15 protein-coding genes and 1 pseudogene are annotated in these 16876 nt (G+C 50.1%); 5 read left to right on the top strand and 11 right to left on the bottom strand.

Annotated elements, in window-relative coordinates:
* Positions 1-112: 112 nt before the first annotated feature.
* Complete coding sequence (locus tag ABVN36_RS15910; RefSeq protein WP_000158137.1) at positions 113-568, bottom strand: YaiI/YqxD family protein; 456 nt, start codon at positions 566-568, stop codon at positions 113-115.
* A gap of 139 nt (positions 569-707) precedes the next feature.
* Here ABVN36_RS15910 and proC point away from each other — a divergent pair, with 139 nt between their 5' ends.
* Complete coding sequence (gene proC / locus ABVN36_RS15905) at positions 708-1517, top strand: pyrroline-5-carboxylate reductase (RefSeq protein WP_000412193.1); 810 nt, start codon at positions 708-710, stop codon at positions 1515-1517.
* Positions 1518-1531: 14 nt separating this feature from the next.
* Here the strand turns inward: proC and adrA are convergent, their stop codons facing one another.
* From adrA to ABVN36_RS15880, 5 genes are all read right to left on the bottom strand, one after another.
* Positions 1532-2644 (bottom strand): diguanylate cyclase AdrA, encoded by a 1113-nt coding sequence (gene adrA / locus ABVN36_RS15900; RefSeq protein WP_000484097.1) that lies wholly within the window; start codon positions 2642-2644, stop codon positions 1532-1534.
* A 91-nt stretch (positions 2645-2735) separates the two neighbouring features.
* Entirely contained in the window at positions 2736-3056 is a 321-nt protein-coding gene (gene psiF, locus ABVN36_RS15895) for a phosphate starvation-inducible protein PsiF (protein ID WP_000705165.1), read from the bottom strand.
* 352 nt (positions 3057-3408) lie between these two features.
* A complete protein-coding gene (gene iraP, locus ABVN36_RS15890) occupies positions 3409-3669 on the bottom strand; it encodes an anti-adapter protein IraP (RefSeq protein WP_001518423.1) in 261 nt (86 codons plus the stop codon).
* A 296-nt stretch (positions 3670-3965) separates the two neighbouring features.
* On the bottom strand, positions 3966-5177 hold the full coding sequence (locus ABVN36_RS15885) for a multidrug efflux MFS transporter (RefSeq protein WP_000446772.1): 1212 nt from the start codon (positions 5175-5177) through the stop codon (positions 3966-3968).
* 168 nt (positions 5178-5345) lie between these two features.
* Positions 5346-6059, bottom strand: coding sequence for an extensin family protein (locus ABVN36_RS15880; protein ID WP_000480794.1), 714 nt, complete (start codon positions 6057-6059; stop codon positions 5346-5348).
* Positions 6060-6136: 77 nt separating this feature from the next.
* On the opposite strand from ABVN36_RS15880, the gene ddlA reads away from it, so the two are divergent.
* Positions 6137-7231 (top strand): D-alanine--D-alanine ligase, encoded by a 1095-nt coding sequence (gene ddlA, locus ABVN36_RS15875; RefSeq protein WP_001096588.1) that lies wholly within the window; start codon positions 6137-6139, stop codon positions 7229-7231.
* A 25-nt stretch (positions 7232-7256) separates the two neighbouring features.
* Here the strand turns inward: ddlA and ABVN36_RS15870 are convergent, their stop codons facing one another.
* The gene (locus ABVN36_RS15870) at positions 7257-7472 is read right to left on the bottom strand and encodes a DUF2754 family protein (RefSeq protein ID WP_001239240.1); all 216 of its coding nucleotides are present in this window, start codon (positions 7470-7472) and stop codon (positions 7257-7259) included.
* A 267-nt stretch (positions 7473-7739) separates the two neighbouring features.
* Here ABVN36_RS15870 and ABVN36_RS15865 point away from each other — a divergent pair, with 267 nt between their 5' ends.
* Entirely contained in the window at positions 7740-8048 is a 309-nt protein-coding gene (locus ABVN36_RS15865; RefSeq protein WP_000763139.1) for a YaiY family protein, read from the top strand.
* 37 nt (positions 8049-8085) lie between these two features.
* Here the strand turns inward: ABVN36_RS15865 and yaiW are convergent, their stop codons facing one another.
* Entirely contained in the window at positions 8086-9180 is a 1095-nt protein-coding gene (yaiW, locus tag ABVN36_RS15860; RefSeq protein WP_023137925.1) for a surface-exposed outer membrane lipoprotein YaiW, read from the bottom strand.
* Positions 9181-9194: 14 nt separating this feature from the next.
* Complete coding sequence (gene sbmA, locus ABVN36_RS15855) at positions 9195-10415, bottom strand: peptide antibiotic transporter SbmA (protein ID WP_000477024.1); 1221 nt, start codon at positions 10413-10415, stop codon at positions 9195-9197.
* Positions 10416-10761: 346 nt separating this feature from the next.
* Between sbmA and ampH the strand changes: the two genes are divergently transcribed.
* A complete protein-coding gene (gene ampH, locus ABVN36_RS15850; protein WP_000830777.1) occupies positions 10762-11919 on the top strand; it encodes a D-alanyl-D-alanine-carboxypeptidase/endopeptidase AmpH in 1158 nt (385 codons plus the stop codon).
* A 44-nt stretch (positions 11920-11963) separates the two neighbouring features.
* Here the strand turns inward: ampH and iprA are convergent, their stop codons facing one another.
* Together iprA and ABVN36_RS15840 are read right to left on the bottom strand one after the other, a co-directional pair.
* The gene (gene iprA, locus ABVN36_RS15845) at positions 11964-12587 is read right to left on the bottom strand and encodes a hydrogen peroxide resistance inhibitor IprA (protein WP_000950242.1); all 624 of its coding nucleotides are present in this window, start codon (positions 12585-12587) and stop codon (positions 11964-11966) included.
* 85 nt (positions 12588-12672) lie between these two features.
* Positions 12673-15546 (bottom strand): annotated as a pseudogene (locus ABVN36_RS15840) (autotransporter outer membrane beta-barrel domain-containing protein); the annotation flags it as partial.
* A 90-nt stretch (positions 15547-15636) separates the two neighbouring features.
* Here ABVN36_RS15840 and ABVN36_RS15835 point away from each other — a divergent pair.
* Positions 15637-16865, top strand: a protein-coding gene (locus tag ABVN36_RS15835) for an IS3 family transposase (protein WP_164528041.1) whose coding sequence is annotated in 2 segments (ribosomal slippage) — positions 15637-15952 and positions 15952-16865 — 1230 coding nt in all. Because the reading frame shifts where the segments join, the coding sequence is not laid out codon by codon here.
* The last annotated feature ends 11 nt before the right edge of the window (positions 16866-16876 follow it).

Below are 16876 nucleotides of genomic sequence, written 5' to 3'. Positions count from 1 at the left end.
TAGTACAACGCATAAATGTAAATAATAATTTACACAAAGGTACTAAAGTCACAATATTAGTACTATAGCAAGAATCAGAAATGAATAAACTGTAAATTTTTCATTACAGGATTTATTTTTTACGCTGGCTTTCCAGCCACCACTTATCCAGCTCGGCGGCAAAATGCTGACGATCGCGCGGCGAGAGAGTGTTTGGCCCCCCCGTTTGTACGCCGCTGGCGCGTAGCGTGTCCATAAAGTCACGCATCGTCAGACGTTCGCGAATCGTGGCGTCGCTATAGCGTTCTCCCCGGGGATTAAGAGCCGCAGCGCCTTTTTCCAGCACTTCAGCCGCCAGCGGAATATCCGCGGTAATCACCAGATCGCCCGCTTCGCATTGACGCACGATTTCATTGTCCGCCACGTCAAACCCGGCGGCCACGCGGAGCGTGCGGATAAAACGCGAAGGCGGCACGCGCAAGGCCTGATTGGCAACCAGAATAAGCGGCAACTGCATCCGCTCGGCGGCGCGGTACAAAATTTCTTTAATGACATTCGGACACGCATCCGCATCCACCCAGATGGTCATAATGTCTCCCGTACGGTATACAATCTTTTATTGTCTCGCGCTTTTGCCTTTCATCAAAGTGCTGTTTCTCCTTCTGCCCGTTTTCAATCCGCGTTAAGCTAACCATTCCCCATAACACACAAACATAGGGAGTGACGAGATGGAGAAGAAAATCGGTTTTATTGGCTGCGGTAATATGGGCAAGGCTATTCTTGGCGGACTGATTGCCAGCGGTCAGGTACTTCCCGGCCAGATCTGGGTCTACACCCCCTCCCCCGATAAAGTCGCCGCCCTGCATGATCAGTACGGCATTAATGCGGCGCAAAGCGCGCAGGAGGTCGCTCAGGTCGCGGATATCGTTTTCGGCGCGGTAAAACCGGGCATTATGGTGAAAGTGCTCAGTGAAATCTCCTCCAGCCTGAACAAAGACTCGCTGGTGGTCTCTATCGCCGCAGGCGTAACGCTTGATCAGCTTGCGCGCGCGCTGGGGCACGACCGTAAAATCATTCGCGCTATGCCGAATACGCCGTCGCTGGTCAACGCAGGAATGACCTCCGTCACACCCAACGCGCTGGTCACACCGGAAGATACGGCTGATGTGCTGAATATTTTCCGCTGCTTTGGCGAGGCGGAAGTAATTGCTGAGCCGATGATCCATCCGGTGGTTGGCGTGAGCGGATCTTCGCCGGCCTATGTCTTTATGTTTATCGAGGCGATGGCGGACGCTGCCGTTCTGGGCGGTATGCCTCGTGCTCAGGCTTATAAATTCGCCGCGCAGGCCGTTATGGGATCGGCGAAAATGGTACTCGAAACCGGAAAGCATCCCGGCGAACTGAAAGATATGGTGTGCTCGCCTGGCGGAACGACGATTGAAGCCGTACGCGTTCTGGAAGAACGTGGCTTCCGCGCAGCGGTAATAGAAGCGATGACGAAGTGTATGGAAAAATCAGAGGCGCTCAGTAAATCCTGAAGCCCGGCTGGACGTCATGCCGCCACTTCGGTGCGGTTACGTCCGGCATTCTTTGCTTTGTAAAGCGCCATATCCGCAGACTTTAACCATTCCCGATAATGACCGATTTGTGGCGTTAACGGCGCCACGCCCACGCTGATACGTAACATGACCTGCGGCGCGCCCGGCAAGCGTAAGGTATTTAGCCGTTCATGCACTCGCGACATGGCGGTAATCGCGCTGTCTGCCGGCGTTCCGCACATAATCACCGCAAATTCGTCGCCGCCAAAGCGCCCGATAATATCACTCCCGCGTAGCGTTATCTGTAATTGACGCGTCAGGGCGATAATAGCCTCATCCCCAACATCATGTCCCCAAGTGTCGTTAATGCTCTTAAAATGATCGATATCGATAATCAACAATGTCGCCTCCCGATGGTGGCGTCGGCTGTGATCGAATTCATTACGTAATAAAATTTCCCAGTGGCGTCGGTTATAGACGCCGGTCATGCCATCCCGCGAACTCATCGCCTGCAAGCGTCGCTTATGTTCCGCTAATTTAATGGCCGTTTGATAACTTACCCAGGCGAACAGAAGCGGATACAACATAATGACGGGCAAAGAGAGCGTGACTTCCAGCGACGAGCTTCGCATCGCGACGGGTAGCCCGGTAAGCTGCAACGTCACCAGACATGACGCCAGCAAAAGGCCCATTCCGACAGTGAATAGCCGCCGCCCGCCAGCGCCCATCAGATTCATGCTCATCATCATAAACAGCGCGGCGGCAGGCAACATATTGACGCCCATCAACGCGATCCACATGCCGGAGAGGATCGCATCCACTTTCAGGTTGTAAATTTCCTGGCGTAGCGGATCAAGGGCTTTCGCCGCCCACTGCCACGCCAGATGCGGCCAGACAAAAGACCAGCCGACCAGCAATAGCCACCAGCCGCCAAAGACAGGTTGCGACACTAACACGGCGGCCACCGGTAAAAACATCCCCCCTAACCCCACCGCTCGCGGTAGCCTGATGCGCCGGGCGAAGCGCAATCCGGAGCGCTGGCGATCATCAGAAGGGTCAGGCGGCGCTACCGCCTGTTCAACCGCTTTTCGGTAAAAATTTTCATCATTCATTATTTTTGGGAACATTTAGAAACAATTTTCCCAAATTATAGAAACAGAGCGCATGGAGGAAGTATGAAATTTCGGGTGAGTGTTTTTCAGGACTCACCCGATAGCACTACGCCGCTTTTTTCAGGCAGGCGCTCATAAACTTGCTACGGTCATCGCCTTTCAGTGATTGTTCCGTCGCCTGAACATTGCATTCACGCATTTTCTGCTGTTGCGGCGTCAGGCTTTTCTCGCCAGGGGCTGACTGACTGTTTTTTAGACAGTCGCTAAGGTAGGTTTTACGCGCATCGCCTTTCAACGCTTGCGCTGTCGCCTGCTGATTACAGGTCGTCATGCGCTGCTGTTGCGGCGTTAACGGTTTCTCGGTTGCGCCGACGGCGGTTAAAAAGACCAGGCCAAAAAGTAAAGTCACCAGTAATGTTATTTTCATAGCACCATCCTTTTGTCAGTGTACACATTACACGTTGTCCCTTTGGGAAATATCCCAGGGACTTTATATAAGTCTGGCCGTTACTGGCAAAAATACCACCCGGTTGTAAAAGTATTACTTACCGTTAGCAATAGATGTTTTATTGATTGACAAACCGTAGGCTAATGTGCAATTCGATTATCCACAGTCACACTGGCAGGATGCAGAAGAACAGCGCATAGCGTTACACTGTTATTACCATAGCCGCTTCGTTTTTATTTCGCTCTGTATTACCCAGAAGAAAATAAAAACGAAGCGGCTATGTTATTTCATAAAAGTAACGTTATAACAACTGTGTTGTTTTAAAATACGATTAGTGCCGGGGGTGTCTCAGCAACTTTTTTACATATTGGCGCAGCAATTCCGTATCGTGATCAGGAACGCTGGCATCCGGCTTTACGCCTTCAAGTGCCCCCTCTACCTGACGTATCAACATCTCCTGCTCGTTTTGCGCCATGTTACGTAACATTGCTGTGACGATAATCTCTAACGCTTCTACCTGAGCAACCAGTTCTTTCGACTCTTCTTCTTTTTGGGCTAGCTTAAGCAACAACTCTGCTATGAGATTTTTCATGACCATATTTCCTTATTAGTTCCAGGGTGACGTTATCACTATGAAGAACCACTGCCTAGAGGCTGAAAGTACTATTTTTATGATACAGGAAGAACTTTACACAAATAATTATCACTGTCGCCGCAGCGAAACGTTTCTCAGACCGAAAACGAGACGATAATAAACCATCAAAAAACAATAATCACGCTATATCATAATTTAAGGTTATGCCATCTATAGAAAAACTTCACGGATAAAGAATATATCTTTTAATTTAAACCATATCGTAACGGCAGAAGCGCCGTTACGATGCACCGCTATTGGCCTTTCGCTTTTTGCGCGTTACGCCGACGACGTAACGCCAGGGTCAGTTGCCCGATATTGATCAACACGATCGCCGCCGTAGCGATAAAAACCCAGCGGAAACCGGCCATCGCCGATACCGTCGCGCCCATCAACGGCCCAACCACGTTGCCCAGGTACATAAATGACTGGTTGTAGCCAAAAATACGTCCGGTAATTTGGTCACTGGAGTATTTCACCAATAACGTTTGTACGGCGGGTAACATCGCGCCATCGGCAAAGCCTAACAAGAAACGCAACAGCCCCAACTGGAACGGCGTGGTGACCCAGGACATCGCGAAGAAAAGCAGCACTGCGCAGATAAGCGTGGCCATCAGAATTCTTTCCGTGCCGATTCTGTCGCCAAGTTTTCCCAGGCGAGGCGCGGAGATAAGCGCAGAGATACCGGGCACCGAGGCAATTAACCCGCTAAGAAAGGCGATGTTATTACTGTCCGGCATCATTGATTTGATAAACAGCGCCAGGATTGGACTGATGGAACCATTACAGAGTTGAATGACCATCGTGGTAAAAAACAAACTGATCACCAGCGCAGGATAAGGTAACGACGCAAAAACGGCTTTACCGCTCAGGCGTTCGCTTTTCCTGATGACCGGACGCACGCCTTCTTTAATTAAAAATAGCGTGACCAGAAAGCTCACCACCAACAGCATGGCGGTAATCAGAAATACCGCCCGCAGCCCGATATGATCCGCGACAAAGCCGCCCATTAACGGCCCGCCGATAACGCCGCTGATCTGCGCGGTAGAAAGCGTACTGAGCGCCCAGCCGCTACGTTCGCGCGGTACCTGAGAGGCTACCAGCGCCATGGCATTGGGGATATAGCCTGACGTTAACCCCATGATTCCGCGCAGCAGGAAAAGTTGCCAGACATGGGTCGCAAATGCCTGCAGTAGAATAGCTATCGCCATCCCGAGCGACGCGCGCAATAGCATCAGTTTACGCCCTTTACGATCGGCGAGACTGCCCCACATCGGCGACACAATGGCGGAAATAAGAAACGTGATGCTAAACGTTAACCCGGACCACATTGATAACGCTTCATGGGAAGAGACGCCAAGCTGGGAAATATAAAGGGGTAAGAATGGCAGGATTTGGCTGATTGCCAGCCCGGTAAAAAAACATCCAAACCAAACGGAAATTAGATTAACTTTCCAGGATTCCATAAGACTCGTAACAGTAAGTAGCTGAAAATACGCGTTAGCTTAGCAAGTTCTCTTTTTCCTGGTGGTTCCAGAGGTGCGATACGTCACACTTTGCTATTTTGTCTCCCCGTTCATCATTTTTGTGAAACATGTCACATTATATAGCCGCGCAAGGCAGACGTTTATGCTTTAACGACACACGCCGTAGCCCCGCATTCCAAGATGAAAATGGTTAGCATGCGCAGCGTTATAGTCAGGCCCGAGCCCATTGCCATAATAATGGCAACTGGCGTTTAACATAGCGCGTAACCAGGGCCCCGTCTCCTGACGCCCCCAGCCGCGCAGAACAGTGATTTTTCGGCCATCTGATAGCTGAAACCCGCTGACATCCAGCGCTTCTGCGCTGGCATGTTCACTGCGACGCGCATCCGGGCGGTGATAAATATTACGGCAGGCATAGCTGCCCAGATGTTCGATGCGGGTCAGGCGGCGCTTCATCCACGTTTCTGTTAAAGGTTTTGCCTGCTGTTCGACAAACAGCGCGGAGCGCAGCGCCAGCGGGCAGGAGGCTAAAAAACTGCTGCTCAGTTTGACCTGGCCAAAATCTCTGACGCGCACAACATGGGACAAGGGACATTCACCAGCGCTATCCGCAACAGGTTGTGATGAAATTAATCCCTGTTGATTGGCCGCCGTCAACAGCTCCCGGCACTGCGACGGCGTCAGGCGCTGTAGTTTGAAGGTCGTGATCCAGCCTGGCGGATCGGCAAGTTGTAGCGGAGCAAAAGGATTATAATAAGAGGGAAGATAACGATATCCCAGCCCGCCAATACCGCCCAACAGCACAATAATCAGAAAACCCTTACCTCTCACGCGGCCTCCGTTCTCACATCCCATAAACATTATGGCAGAACCCCGCGAAACCCGCGTTTTGTCGTGGTAATGTATACGCTTTGCATTCGATGGAATGGGTTTTTAAGATGGCGAAATTGCGGGTAGGAATAGTATTTGGCGGTAAGTCGGCGGAACATGAAGTGTCTTTGCAATCAGCGAAAAATATCGTTGATGCGATCGATAAAACCCGCTTCGACGTGGTGCTGTTAGGGATAGATAAGGCGGGACAATGGCATGTTAACGATGCGGAAAATTATTTGCAGAATGCAGACGATCCGGCACATATCGCGCTACGTCCTTCGGCAATCAGTCTGGCCCAGGTGCCTGGCAAACACCAACACCAATTGATTAACGCTCAGAACGGGCAGCCGCTACCGACGGTAGATGTTATTTTTCCTATCGTCCACGGTACGCTGGGCGAAGACGGCTCATTGCAGGGGATGCTGCGCGTCGCAAACTTACCGTTTGTCGGTTCAGACGTGCTGAGCTCCGCAGCCTGCATGGATAAAGACGTCGCCAAACGACTGCTACGCGATGCAGGACTGAATATCGCTCCGTTTATTACACTCACCCGAACGAATCGTCACGCGTTTAGTTTTGCCGAGGTTGAATCCCGTCTGGGACTGCCGCTGTTCGTTAAGCCCGCCAATCAGGGCTCTTCGGTCGGCGTCAGTAAAGTCGCTAACGAAGCGCAATATCAGCAGGCGGTCGCGCTGGCTTTCGAATTCGATCATAAAGTGGTGGTGGAGCAAGGGATCAAAGGGCGCGAGATCGAATGCGCCGTATTAGGTAACGATAACCCACAGGCCAGTACCTGCGGCGAAATCGTACTGAATAGCGAATTTTACGCCTACGATACTAAGTATATTGATGATAACGGCGCACAAGTTGTCGTGCCTGCGCAGATCCCTTCCGAGGTGAATGACAAGATCCGCGCGATCGCGATCCAGGCTTATCAGACGCTGGGGTGCGCGGGTATGGCGCGTGTCGATGTCTTTTTAACGGCAGACAATGAGGTCGTGATTAACGAGATCAATACGCTGCCAGGTTTTACCAATATCAGTATGTATCCAAAACTCTGGCAGGCGAGCGGACTGGGCTATACCGATTTGATCAGCCGTCTGATTGAGCTGGCGCTGGAACGCCATACGGCGAATAATGCCTTAAAAACCACGATGTAATAGCGCACGCCCGATAGCGCAACGTTTATCGGGCGTCTTTTACCTCATCATCTTCGCGCCGGCGAATGATGAACCCCGCCAGCCAGAAGCTAATAATCCACGTTACCAGCCCAACACCATAGGTTTGCCATCCTTTCGCCTCAAAACCCAGCAATCCTACGACGCCATTCAAAATAAAGATAAGGCCAATAGAGAAGGCATAGTAGTGCCAGTCACGACGAATTTTTACAGGCAAACGCATAACGACTCCGACGTATTAACAGCAACAAAAACGTATTTTTACATACTTCTGGCGAGCGAGTCTGTGGGGGATACGGAATTTCTTAAATGTTAATTGATTTTGATAAAAGTGATCGTTTTGTGACAACTAACAAAAATTTACGCGATGGATACATTCCGTATGTGAAATTACCATGATTCTGATATTGACAAACACAATGACCTGTCAGACTTCACAGTAAGCCGATGGCATAACGCCAGATCGTAGCCGATCATCCTGGAGGTCTTTATGGCTGATTTCACTCTCTCAAAATCGCTGTTCAGCGGGAAGCATCGAGAAACCTCCTCTACGCCCGGAAATATTGCTTACGCCATATTTGTACTGTTTTGCTTCTGGGCCGGAGCGCAACTCTTAAACCTGCTGGTTCATGCGCCGGGCATCTATGAGCATCTGATGCAGGTACAGGATACAGGTCGACCGCGGGTAGAGATTGGGCTGGGCGTCGGGACGATTTTTGGCCTGGTGCCCTTCCTCACGGGCTGCCTCATTTTCGCCGTTATCGCCGCGTTTTTACGCTGGCGTCACCGTCACCAATAAACCTTAGCGCGCTGGAGAAAATATCCCAGCGCGAAATTTATCGCCCCATACACCGCGCCCGCCGCTCATCAACTCGTTTAGCAAACCAGGCGGTCGTCAGCTTACGCGTGATCTTCGGACTTTCCAGTTGAATACCGGGCAACATTTCCCGCGCAAGCGTCTTGCCCGTTTTGGCCTCGGCCAGTTTATAGACTTTCTTGTAGAGCGCCGTTTTTTCAAACGCCAGGCTATCGCCTTTCTCCAGTTGGCTGCGAATTTCACGCTCACTCATTCCCAACTGCCCTGCCAGTTTGCGCACCGCTAACTCTGTTTTGCCCGGTTCCTTGCTGTTATAACGAATCAGATCGCCATCCAGCGCCAGTTTTACCCCACTGGCTTTACTGACGGCATTCTGGAACGCAGCGTTACGGCTGGCGTACCATCCCGCGTTGAAGTCGGCGAAGCGGAAAACAGGCGCGCTGTAGTTCGCCGGGTAATTCAGCAAATGGTAGGTTCCAAACCACAACCCGCCACGGCGCGTAAAGACCTCCTGACGTACCGTACCCGCCATCTTCCACGGATAACCTTTCGCGTGCTGTTCGGCAAAGGCAATGCTGACCTGCATCGGGCCGCCCGTATGCACCGGGTTATATGAGCCAAATAGCGTCTGCCCCATAGGGACCATATTGATAAAGTCGTCAAAAATAGCGCTAAGCTGTTTTTCGGTTTTTACCGTGTCCAGGCGTTCGCTATAGCTCTTGCCGTTGGGGGAGTTAATTTTCAGCGCGGTGTGCACCAGAAACAGCGGAATGTGTAGTCGTTCAGCGCGGCGATCAATCTCCTGCCAGGCGATTTTACTTAGCCCCGGCACGACAGGATCCGCCTGATAACCGGACTCCTGCTGGGCGACAGCCAGCACCGAACAGATATTTTCTACCGTCGGCGCCAGCCCCTGGCTCTTAAATGTTGTCGTGATATCTTTCGCCCAGGCCTCTCTGTCTTTGACAGTGGCTGGCATTTTCTGACGTACTACGCTTGCCACGTCGACAGGCTTCTCGCCCTTGCTCACCGGCTGCCCGGATTGACTACTACAGCCAGCCAATATGGCGACCGCCAGAAAAGGCAGAGGATAAAGACGGGACGCCGCCGACATAACGTTTCCTTCTGTTAGCTAAAAGAGTGGGTCACTTCCTGAACTGGCTGACCATCCAACTGACGTTCAAAGCTACGTAAACGTTTATAAATAGACATCAGCTCCACCAGCGTCGTCCAGGAGTTAATCAAATACTGGAACGAACCGCGCACCTGGCCAAACACGTTGGTGATTTGCGTCATCAGCCCCAGCGTAATCGTACCGGCAACAATGGAAGGAAACAGCAGGAACAAACCGAAAACGTTATCGACCTGCAAATAGAGAATGCGCGCGATGTTGAAATACATATAGTGAAAGTAGAGACGGAAGTAGTTATGACGCACCGCGCTAAACAGTTCACGGACGGTGGGCGGCGTGGCGCGGCTGGCGTCATCTTCACCGTAGACCAGCTCCTTACGATAAGCGGCTTCCACTCGCTGATTTTTAAATTCCAGCCCCGGCAATTTGATCCCGACGACCGCCAGCAGGCCCGTCCCCATTAATGACCAGACTATAGCGGCAATGACCAGGCCGTAAGGGATATGCCCTACGATGGGTAAATTCGGCACATGCGCTGACAGAGTGACCAACACCGGCAGAAAGGCGATGAGCGTCATGATGGCATTGATAAAACTCACGCCCATATTCTCCAGTGTAGAGGCAAAACGCATGGTGTCTTCCTGCACACGCTGGGCAGCCCCTTCGATATGGCGCAGGTACTGCCAGTGCGCCATATAGTGCTCATTCATTGCGGTACGCCAGCGAAATACATAGTGGCTGACAAAGAAGTTGTTCAGCACACCGATCACCACGGCGATAAGCGCAATACCGAGAAACACCCCCACTTCATGATAAAATTGACCAAGAGTGACCTTGTGCGGCGAGCTGAGCGCCGTTTGAATCAAATCATAGAACGGTGCGTACCAGGCGTTAACCGCGACGCCAACCTCCACCAAAAACCAGGTGACAAAAATAATGAGCGAGGTGCCAAGTATCGACCAGTACTGCCAGCGGTGCGGGCTATAGATGAACCAGAACGTTGCAAATAAACCCACGCAAATCAGGTAATAAGCATAAAAAATCAGATAGTCCAGCGACCAGAAGCGCGCTGCGCTGATAGGCACTTCATCGGATGCCCCCACAAGTCGCGCCACCCAATCTCCTCCTCCCGCCTGCCAGAAAATGACGGCGATCAGCGCCCAAACAAACGCCGACATGAAAAACGGCCCTGGCTTTGGGAAAAAAGATTTAAACATCATGCTCTCCTGCTAACTTCTTCTCTTTATTACGGCTGCTGTGATGACGGCAATATCACGCCATGCCCACGCAAATGAAAGGGCTAAACCAGGCATTGTGACCTACGTTGTGACGCTTAGTTCGCACTTCTGCTCAACAGAATTGTTTCGACGAGTTTCATCCTAAGCAGGCAGGCTGACGCTATCAGGTTATCACAAGCGCTCTATCACAAAAGTAAACATTCTCCATCACGAAAACCCGCCGTTACGTTTTTTCACCCACTTTTTTCTCTTTAACGTTTTGCAATGTGCCGCCGGGTAGTATAAATACGCATAACCACCGTTATTTCACTTATGGACATCACCGTTGAAACGTAGTCTGCTTTTTACTGCCATGCTGTTTGCGGCATCCCTTACTTCTGTCCAGGCGGCTCAGCCGATTGCCGATCCGGTTTTTGCCTCTGATATCGTTGATCGTTATGCCGAGCATATCTTTTATGGTAGCGGCGCCACGGGCATGGCGCTGGTGGTGATCGACGGCAATCAACGCGTATTTCGTAGTTTCGGTGACACCAGACCGGGCAATAATGTTCGTCCACAGCTTGATTCGGTCATTCGTATCGCTTCGCTCACCAAGCTAATGACCAGTGAAATGTTGGTAAAATTGCTCGATCAGGGAACGGTAAAATTAAACGATCCTCTCAGCAAATATGCGCCTCCCGGCGCGCATGTCCCGACGTATCAAGGCACGCCGATTACGTTGGTCAACTTAGCGACCCACACCAGCGCGCTTCCGCGAGAACAGCCCGGCGGCGCGGCGCATCGTCCGGTATTTGTCTGGCCAACCCGCGAACAACGCTGGAACTGGCTCTCCACAGCAACGTTAAAAGTCGCGCCAGGCTCGCAGGCGGCCTATTCCAATCTGGCGTTCGACCTGTTAGCCGACGCGCTGGCGACCGCCTCCGGCAAACCTTATACGCAACTGTTTGAAGAAAAGATTACTCGCCCGCTGGGAATGAAAGACACCACGTTTACCCCTTCTCCCGATCAGTGTAAGCGTCTGATGGTGGCAGAAAAAGGCGCAAGCCCCTGTAATAATACGCTGGCTGCCATTGGCAGCGGCGGGGTCTATTCTACGCCAGGAGATATGATGCGCTGGATGCAACAGTATCTGTCGTCAGATTTCTATCACCGTAGCCAACAGGCCGATCGTATGCAAACGTTGATTTATCAGCGCACACAGTTAAAGAAAATCATTGGGATGGACGTACCGGGTAAAGCCGACGCGCTCGGTCTGGGCTGGGTCTATATGGCGCCAAAAGACGGACGTCCTGGCATTATCCAGAAAACAGGAGGCGGCGGCGGTTTTATTACCTATATGGCGATGATCCCACAATATAATATTGGCGCTTTTGTGGTCGTAACCCGTTCCCCCCTCACGCGTTTTACCAATATGAGCGACGGGATTAACGATTTGGTTACTGAGCTAAGCGGCAATAAACCGATTGCTATTCCTGCATCCTGAGTCGTCGCGCCTCGCGCTATATCAGACGAGGCGCAACATTCTTGTTAATATTCAGAGGGCAAACGGTTAATACTGATCAGTTTGCCTTTATTCATTTCAATGTAATTACCCTTACGCAGGGCCGCGAGAACTTCCGCCACCACCGATCGCGATACGCGCGTTCGTTGATGAATATAATTCATAACACCAATACGTGAGCGAAGTTCTTCATCCCACTCAATCATTGTCATTAACGTCGCACGAATCTGGTCGTAAGAATTATTACCAATGAGCTGCTTGTCACGAAGTTCCAGTACCTGACTTTTCCATACTATCCAACAGAAGGCTTCACGCCACAGTTGGTTCTGCTCAATGATGGCAAGAGTTTGTGATGATGAGAGGCGATAACCGATGCAACCGCTCTCCGCAATTAATTTATATTGTGCCTCTTTTTTCGCCACACCATCGGCTAAACCGAAAATAAAGGGGGCCTGCACAATACCAATAAGAACTTTATCACCTCGAACTAACGAAACAACCCCCTCTAAAATAACAAAGGTATGGGTATTACTTTCATCAGGTGAACAGATAATCTCTTTATCATTAACAAACTCGAAACGCGTACCATGCTTAGAAAGGCATTTATCGAGTCTGTAGAATTCCTGTAGTGGCTTGCTTAAAGATAACATATGCATTCCTTGCAATAATGCCCGTCAAGTCCTTGACGGGCATTTTTCAGTTTAAATTACCTTTATTTCTCCTGAGAGAAAATGATTACCAGGTATATTTAACACCAACGTTTGCAGACCAGTCTTGATCAACATCACCGCCGCCGAGGTAGTTAGCATCGGTGTAGGCGCTGAAGTTCTTCGTGAAGCTGAACTGAGTACCCAGACCAACACGTACCGCAGAACCTTCTACGCCGTTGTCGATAGAGTCGCCGTTTACGTCAGCATCGTTGTTGGAGTCGTCGTAAACGTAAGCCAGTTTGAAGTACGGGGTCAGCGCCTGATCTTCGCTGTAAGTGAAGGTATAACCTGCATCTACACCGAGTTCATAACGCATGCTGTCGTAAGACTGACCGTCAACTTTCATGTCGTTGCTCAGCTGGTAGTCGTCGCCAGACTGGAACAGACCGGATACGCTGCCGTAAGGCGTTACGTAGCCTGCATCACCCAGCTTCAGATCATAACCCAGTTTCAAGCCGAAGCCCCAGGCGTCAGAAGAGGTGTTGCCGTCAACGTAAGTACCGTCGCTCATGTTAGCAGACAAATCGTTGTTGAAGTGAGAGTAGCTCAAGTTACCATCAACAAAGATGTTGTTTGCGAAACGAGCGGAAGAGTAGATGTAGGCAGACTGGCTGTCCTGATCCACCTGACCGGTACGATCGCTCAGATCGCCTTTCGCGAAGCCTGCTGCCGCACCAACGATCCACTTAGCGTTGTTACCATCAACTTTGGTATCAACACCGACCATGATGCCATTAACATCCTGATCGTAGTTAATGGTGCCGTTGTCGCCGTTGAAGTTACCGCCGAAGTAGCTTACCCATGCGCCGCCGTTATCCGCCAGGCCATGACGAGCGTTGGTCAGACGAGTACCAACGGTGTCTTGTTCCAGGTTCCAGATATTGGTGTTCGCAGAAGGAATGCTCAGCGCCATGTTAGCGTAGTCGGTCAGTTCCATCTGTTCCAGCACGACAGTGTTGCCTTCCTGCTTAGCCTGATAGGTGTAAGCACCCAGGTCAGCTTTGTTTGCTGCAGAGAAGGTAGCATCGGTGTTTACGTCATTAACATAAATCAGCTCGTTGCCTTTGTAATCCGCAACAGAACCGGCACCAGTAGCGTTGTCGATGCGCACTTTATAGTTACCGGTAGCCGCTACAACATTGTCAACAGAGCTGTTATCCAGTTCGTCGCCGTTGTTGATATCGCCATTACCGTTGATGGTCAGGTGACCGTCAGAGTTCATCGCGATAGTACCGTAACCATAGTTAGCCTGAGTGGTATCCCAGGTACGGTCGTTCACCAGGTCAGCGTTCAGAACATAATCGCTGCTATGGATATTGAACACGCCAGAAACAACATTACCGTTGTGATCAGCAGTATTGCCGCTGGTCAGTTCCAGTTTATCAGTGCTGAATACACCATTATCAAACTGATCAACGTTAACATCCAACATACCACCATTAGTTACAGTGATAGTATTGGCATACAGTGAATAATCACCATAATGAGTCACATCATCATTCAGCGCAACAGTACTGTAGCTATCGATAGTCAGATGATCAGTTGCTACCTGACCATCTTCACCGATATTCATACTAGAACCGTTGGTCAATCCAATGGTGTCTGATACCAGGGTAGAGTCTGTAACATTTACCTGAGAGCCATTATTTACAGCTAAGGTATCAATAATGGAAGAGTTGACAGTATCCCACTCTGAACCATTGTTTAATGCAACGTTAAATACTCCACTTTGGAATACTTTGTTGTCAATAACACGATCCCAATCGTTAGCTTCAATAGTCGCACCAGGGGTAAGGCTATTATATGCAACGTCGTACATATTAGCTGGAGCAATAGCATCGGCAGTAATCTTAGCCGAACCAATCCATTTACTACCATTATCCAGAGTAATATTTAGCTCATCAACATTCTGACTGTCATCAATCCAGCCGCCGTTGGTATCCTTAACACCATCGCCGTTGCTGTCATAGCCTGTTGAATAGAAGAATTCACCATCATTATTCCAGTGGCTAGAAAACTCTACATCGCCCAATAAGGTAGAATGGTCGAAGTAAACATTGTTCTTCATGGAGTAATTAGAATCAGCGTTGTCAGAGAAAGACAGTGCTACATCATTTACACTACCATCACCATTATAGTCACTAGGTTCAGCAGAGTTACCAAAGAAGTATTTTGCTCCGTCATAGTCATCTTCCAACGGAATTTCTGAACCAGAAGTCACAGTAGAGTTGGAGACGCTAATATTATTGTCCCACTGATGGTACTCGGATGTATACGCAGTATTGGTTGTATCCCCCTGAGACAAAGCAATACCCGCAACACGAGAATTATTAGCAATATTGATATTGCTCTCTACGTTCAGATCTACTGCAACCCCTAAAGCCGTATAGAACGACTCATTAGTCGTTTTAGTTGTAGTACCATCATCACCGCTCAAATAAGTGTCAGTGAAATAAAGCGCTTCATAATCATCATCAATAGTAGAGTTTGAAATATTCAGCGTAAATACATCACCGTCGTACCAATTTGTATCAGTAATGGTAGTACCATTGTCGTATGTATAACCGTTATACATACGAGGGGTAACAGCTCCAGTTACAGGGTCAATAGAAGCTGGTGTAATACTCCAGTAGCCGAAAGGCAGCTTTGAAGTAATTGAACCATGTATATTCGAATTCGTAATGTTCAGAGTGTTATCTGAATCAGTGGCATAGTCATGGTTCAGATAATAGGTAGAAATCGTACCATTAACAGTGTCACCGTTGAACGTCTGATCGAAATCACCATTGGCGTTGTTGTAGTAGACAAAGCCGCTATAGTTTACATAGTTACCATCGACTGTACCTGGATTATCCATATTGGCCCAGTCAAGAGCCGTAGTAGGGTTATTAATGTAAGTAGACTGGCCCCCTGAATCTCCAGACAACCAATATCACTTAAATAAGTGATAGTCTTAATACTAGTTTTTAGACTAGTCATTGGAGAGCAGATGATTGATGTCTTAGGACCGGAGAAACGCAGACGGCGTACTACACAGGAAAAGATCGCTATTGTTCAGCAGAGTTTTGAACCGGGAATGACGGTCTCCCTTGTTGCCCGGCAACACGGTGTGGCAGCCAGCCAGTTATTTCTCTGGCGCAAGCAATACCAGGAGGGAAGTCTTACTGCTGTGGCCGCAGGAGAGCAGGTCGTTCCTGCCTCTGAACTTGCTGCTGCCATGAAGCAGATTAAAGAACTCCAGCGCCTGCTCGGCAAAAAAACGATGGAAAATGAACTCCTTAAAGAAGCCGTTGAATACGGGCGTGCAAAAAAGTGGATAGCGCACGCGCCCTTATTGCCCGGGGATGGGGAGTAAGCTTAGTCAGCCGTTGTCTCCGGGTGTCGCGTGCGCAGTTGCACGTAATTCTCAGACGAACCGATGGCTGGAAAGATGGTCGCCGCAGCCGTCACTCAGATGATACGGATGTGCTTCTCCGTATACACCATGTTATCGGAGAGCTGCCCACGTATGGTTATCGTCGGGTATGGGCGCTGCTTCGCAGACAGGCCGAACTTGATGGTATGCCTGCGATCAATGCCAAACGTGTTTACCGGATCATGCGCCAGAATGCGCTGTTGCTTGAGCGAAAAACCGCTGTACCGCCATCGAAACGGGCACATACTGGCAAAGTGGCCGTGAAAGAAAGCAATCAACGATGGTGCTCTGACGGGTTCGAGTTCCGCTGTGATAACGGAGAAAAACTGCGAGTCACGTTCGCGCTGGACTGCTGTGACCGTGAGGCACTGCACTGGGCAGTCACTACGGGCGGCTTCGACAGTGAAACAGTACAGGACGTAATGCTGGGAGCGGTGGAACGCCGCTTCGGCAACGAGCTTCCGGCGTCTCCAGTAGAGTGGCTGACGGATAATGGTTCATGCTACCGGGCTAATGAAACACGGCAGTTTGCCCGGATGTTGGGGCTTGAACCGAAGAACACGGCGGTGCGGAGTCCGGAGAGTAACGGCATAGCAGAGAGCTTCGTGAAAACGATAAAGCGTGACTACATCAGTATCATGCCTAAACCAGACGGGTTAACGGCAGCAAAGAACCTTGCAGAGGCGTTCGAGCATTATAACGAATGGCATCCGCATAGTGCACTGGGTTATCGCTCGCCACGGGAATATCTGCGGCAGCAGGCCAGTAATGGGTTAAGTGATAACAGGTGTCTGGAAATATAGGGGCAAATCCA

Source organism: Salmonella sp. SJTUF15581 (assembly GCF_043356775.1).
GTDB classification, from domain to species: Bacteria; Pseudomonadota; Gammaproteobacteria; order Enterobacterales; family Enterobacteriaceae; genus Salmonella; species Salmonella enterica.
The sequence above is the reverse complement of the archived record's forward strand: the minus strand, read 5'-3'. Positions and strand labels throughout refer to the sequence as shown.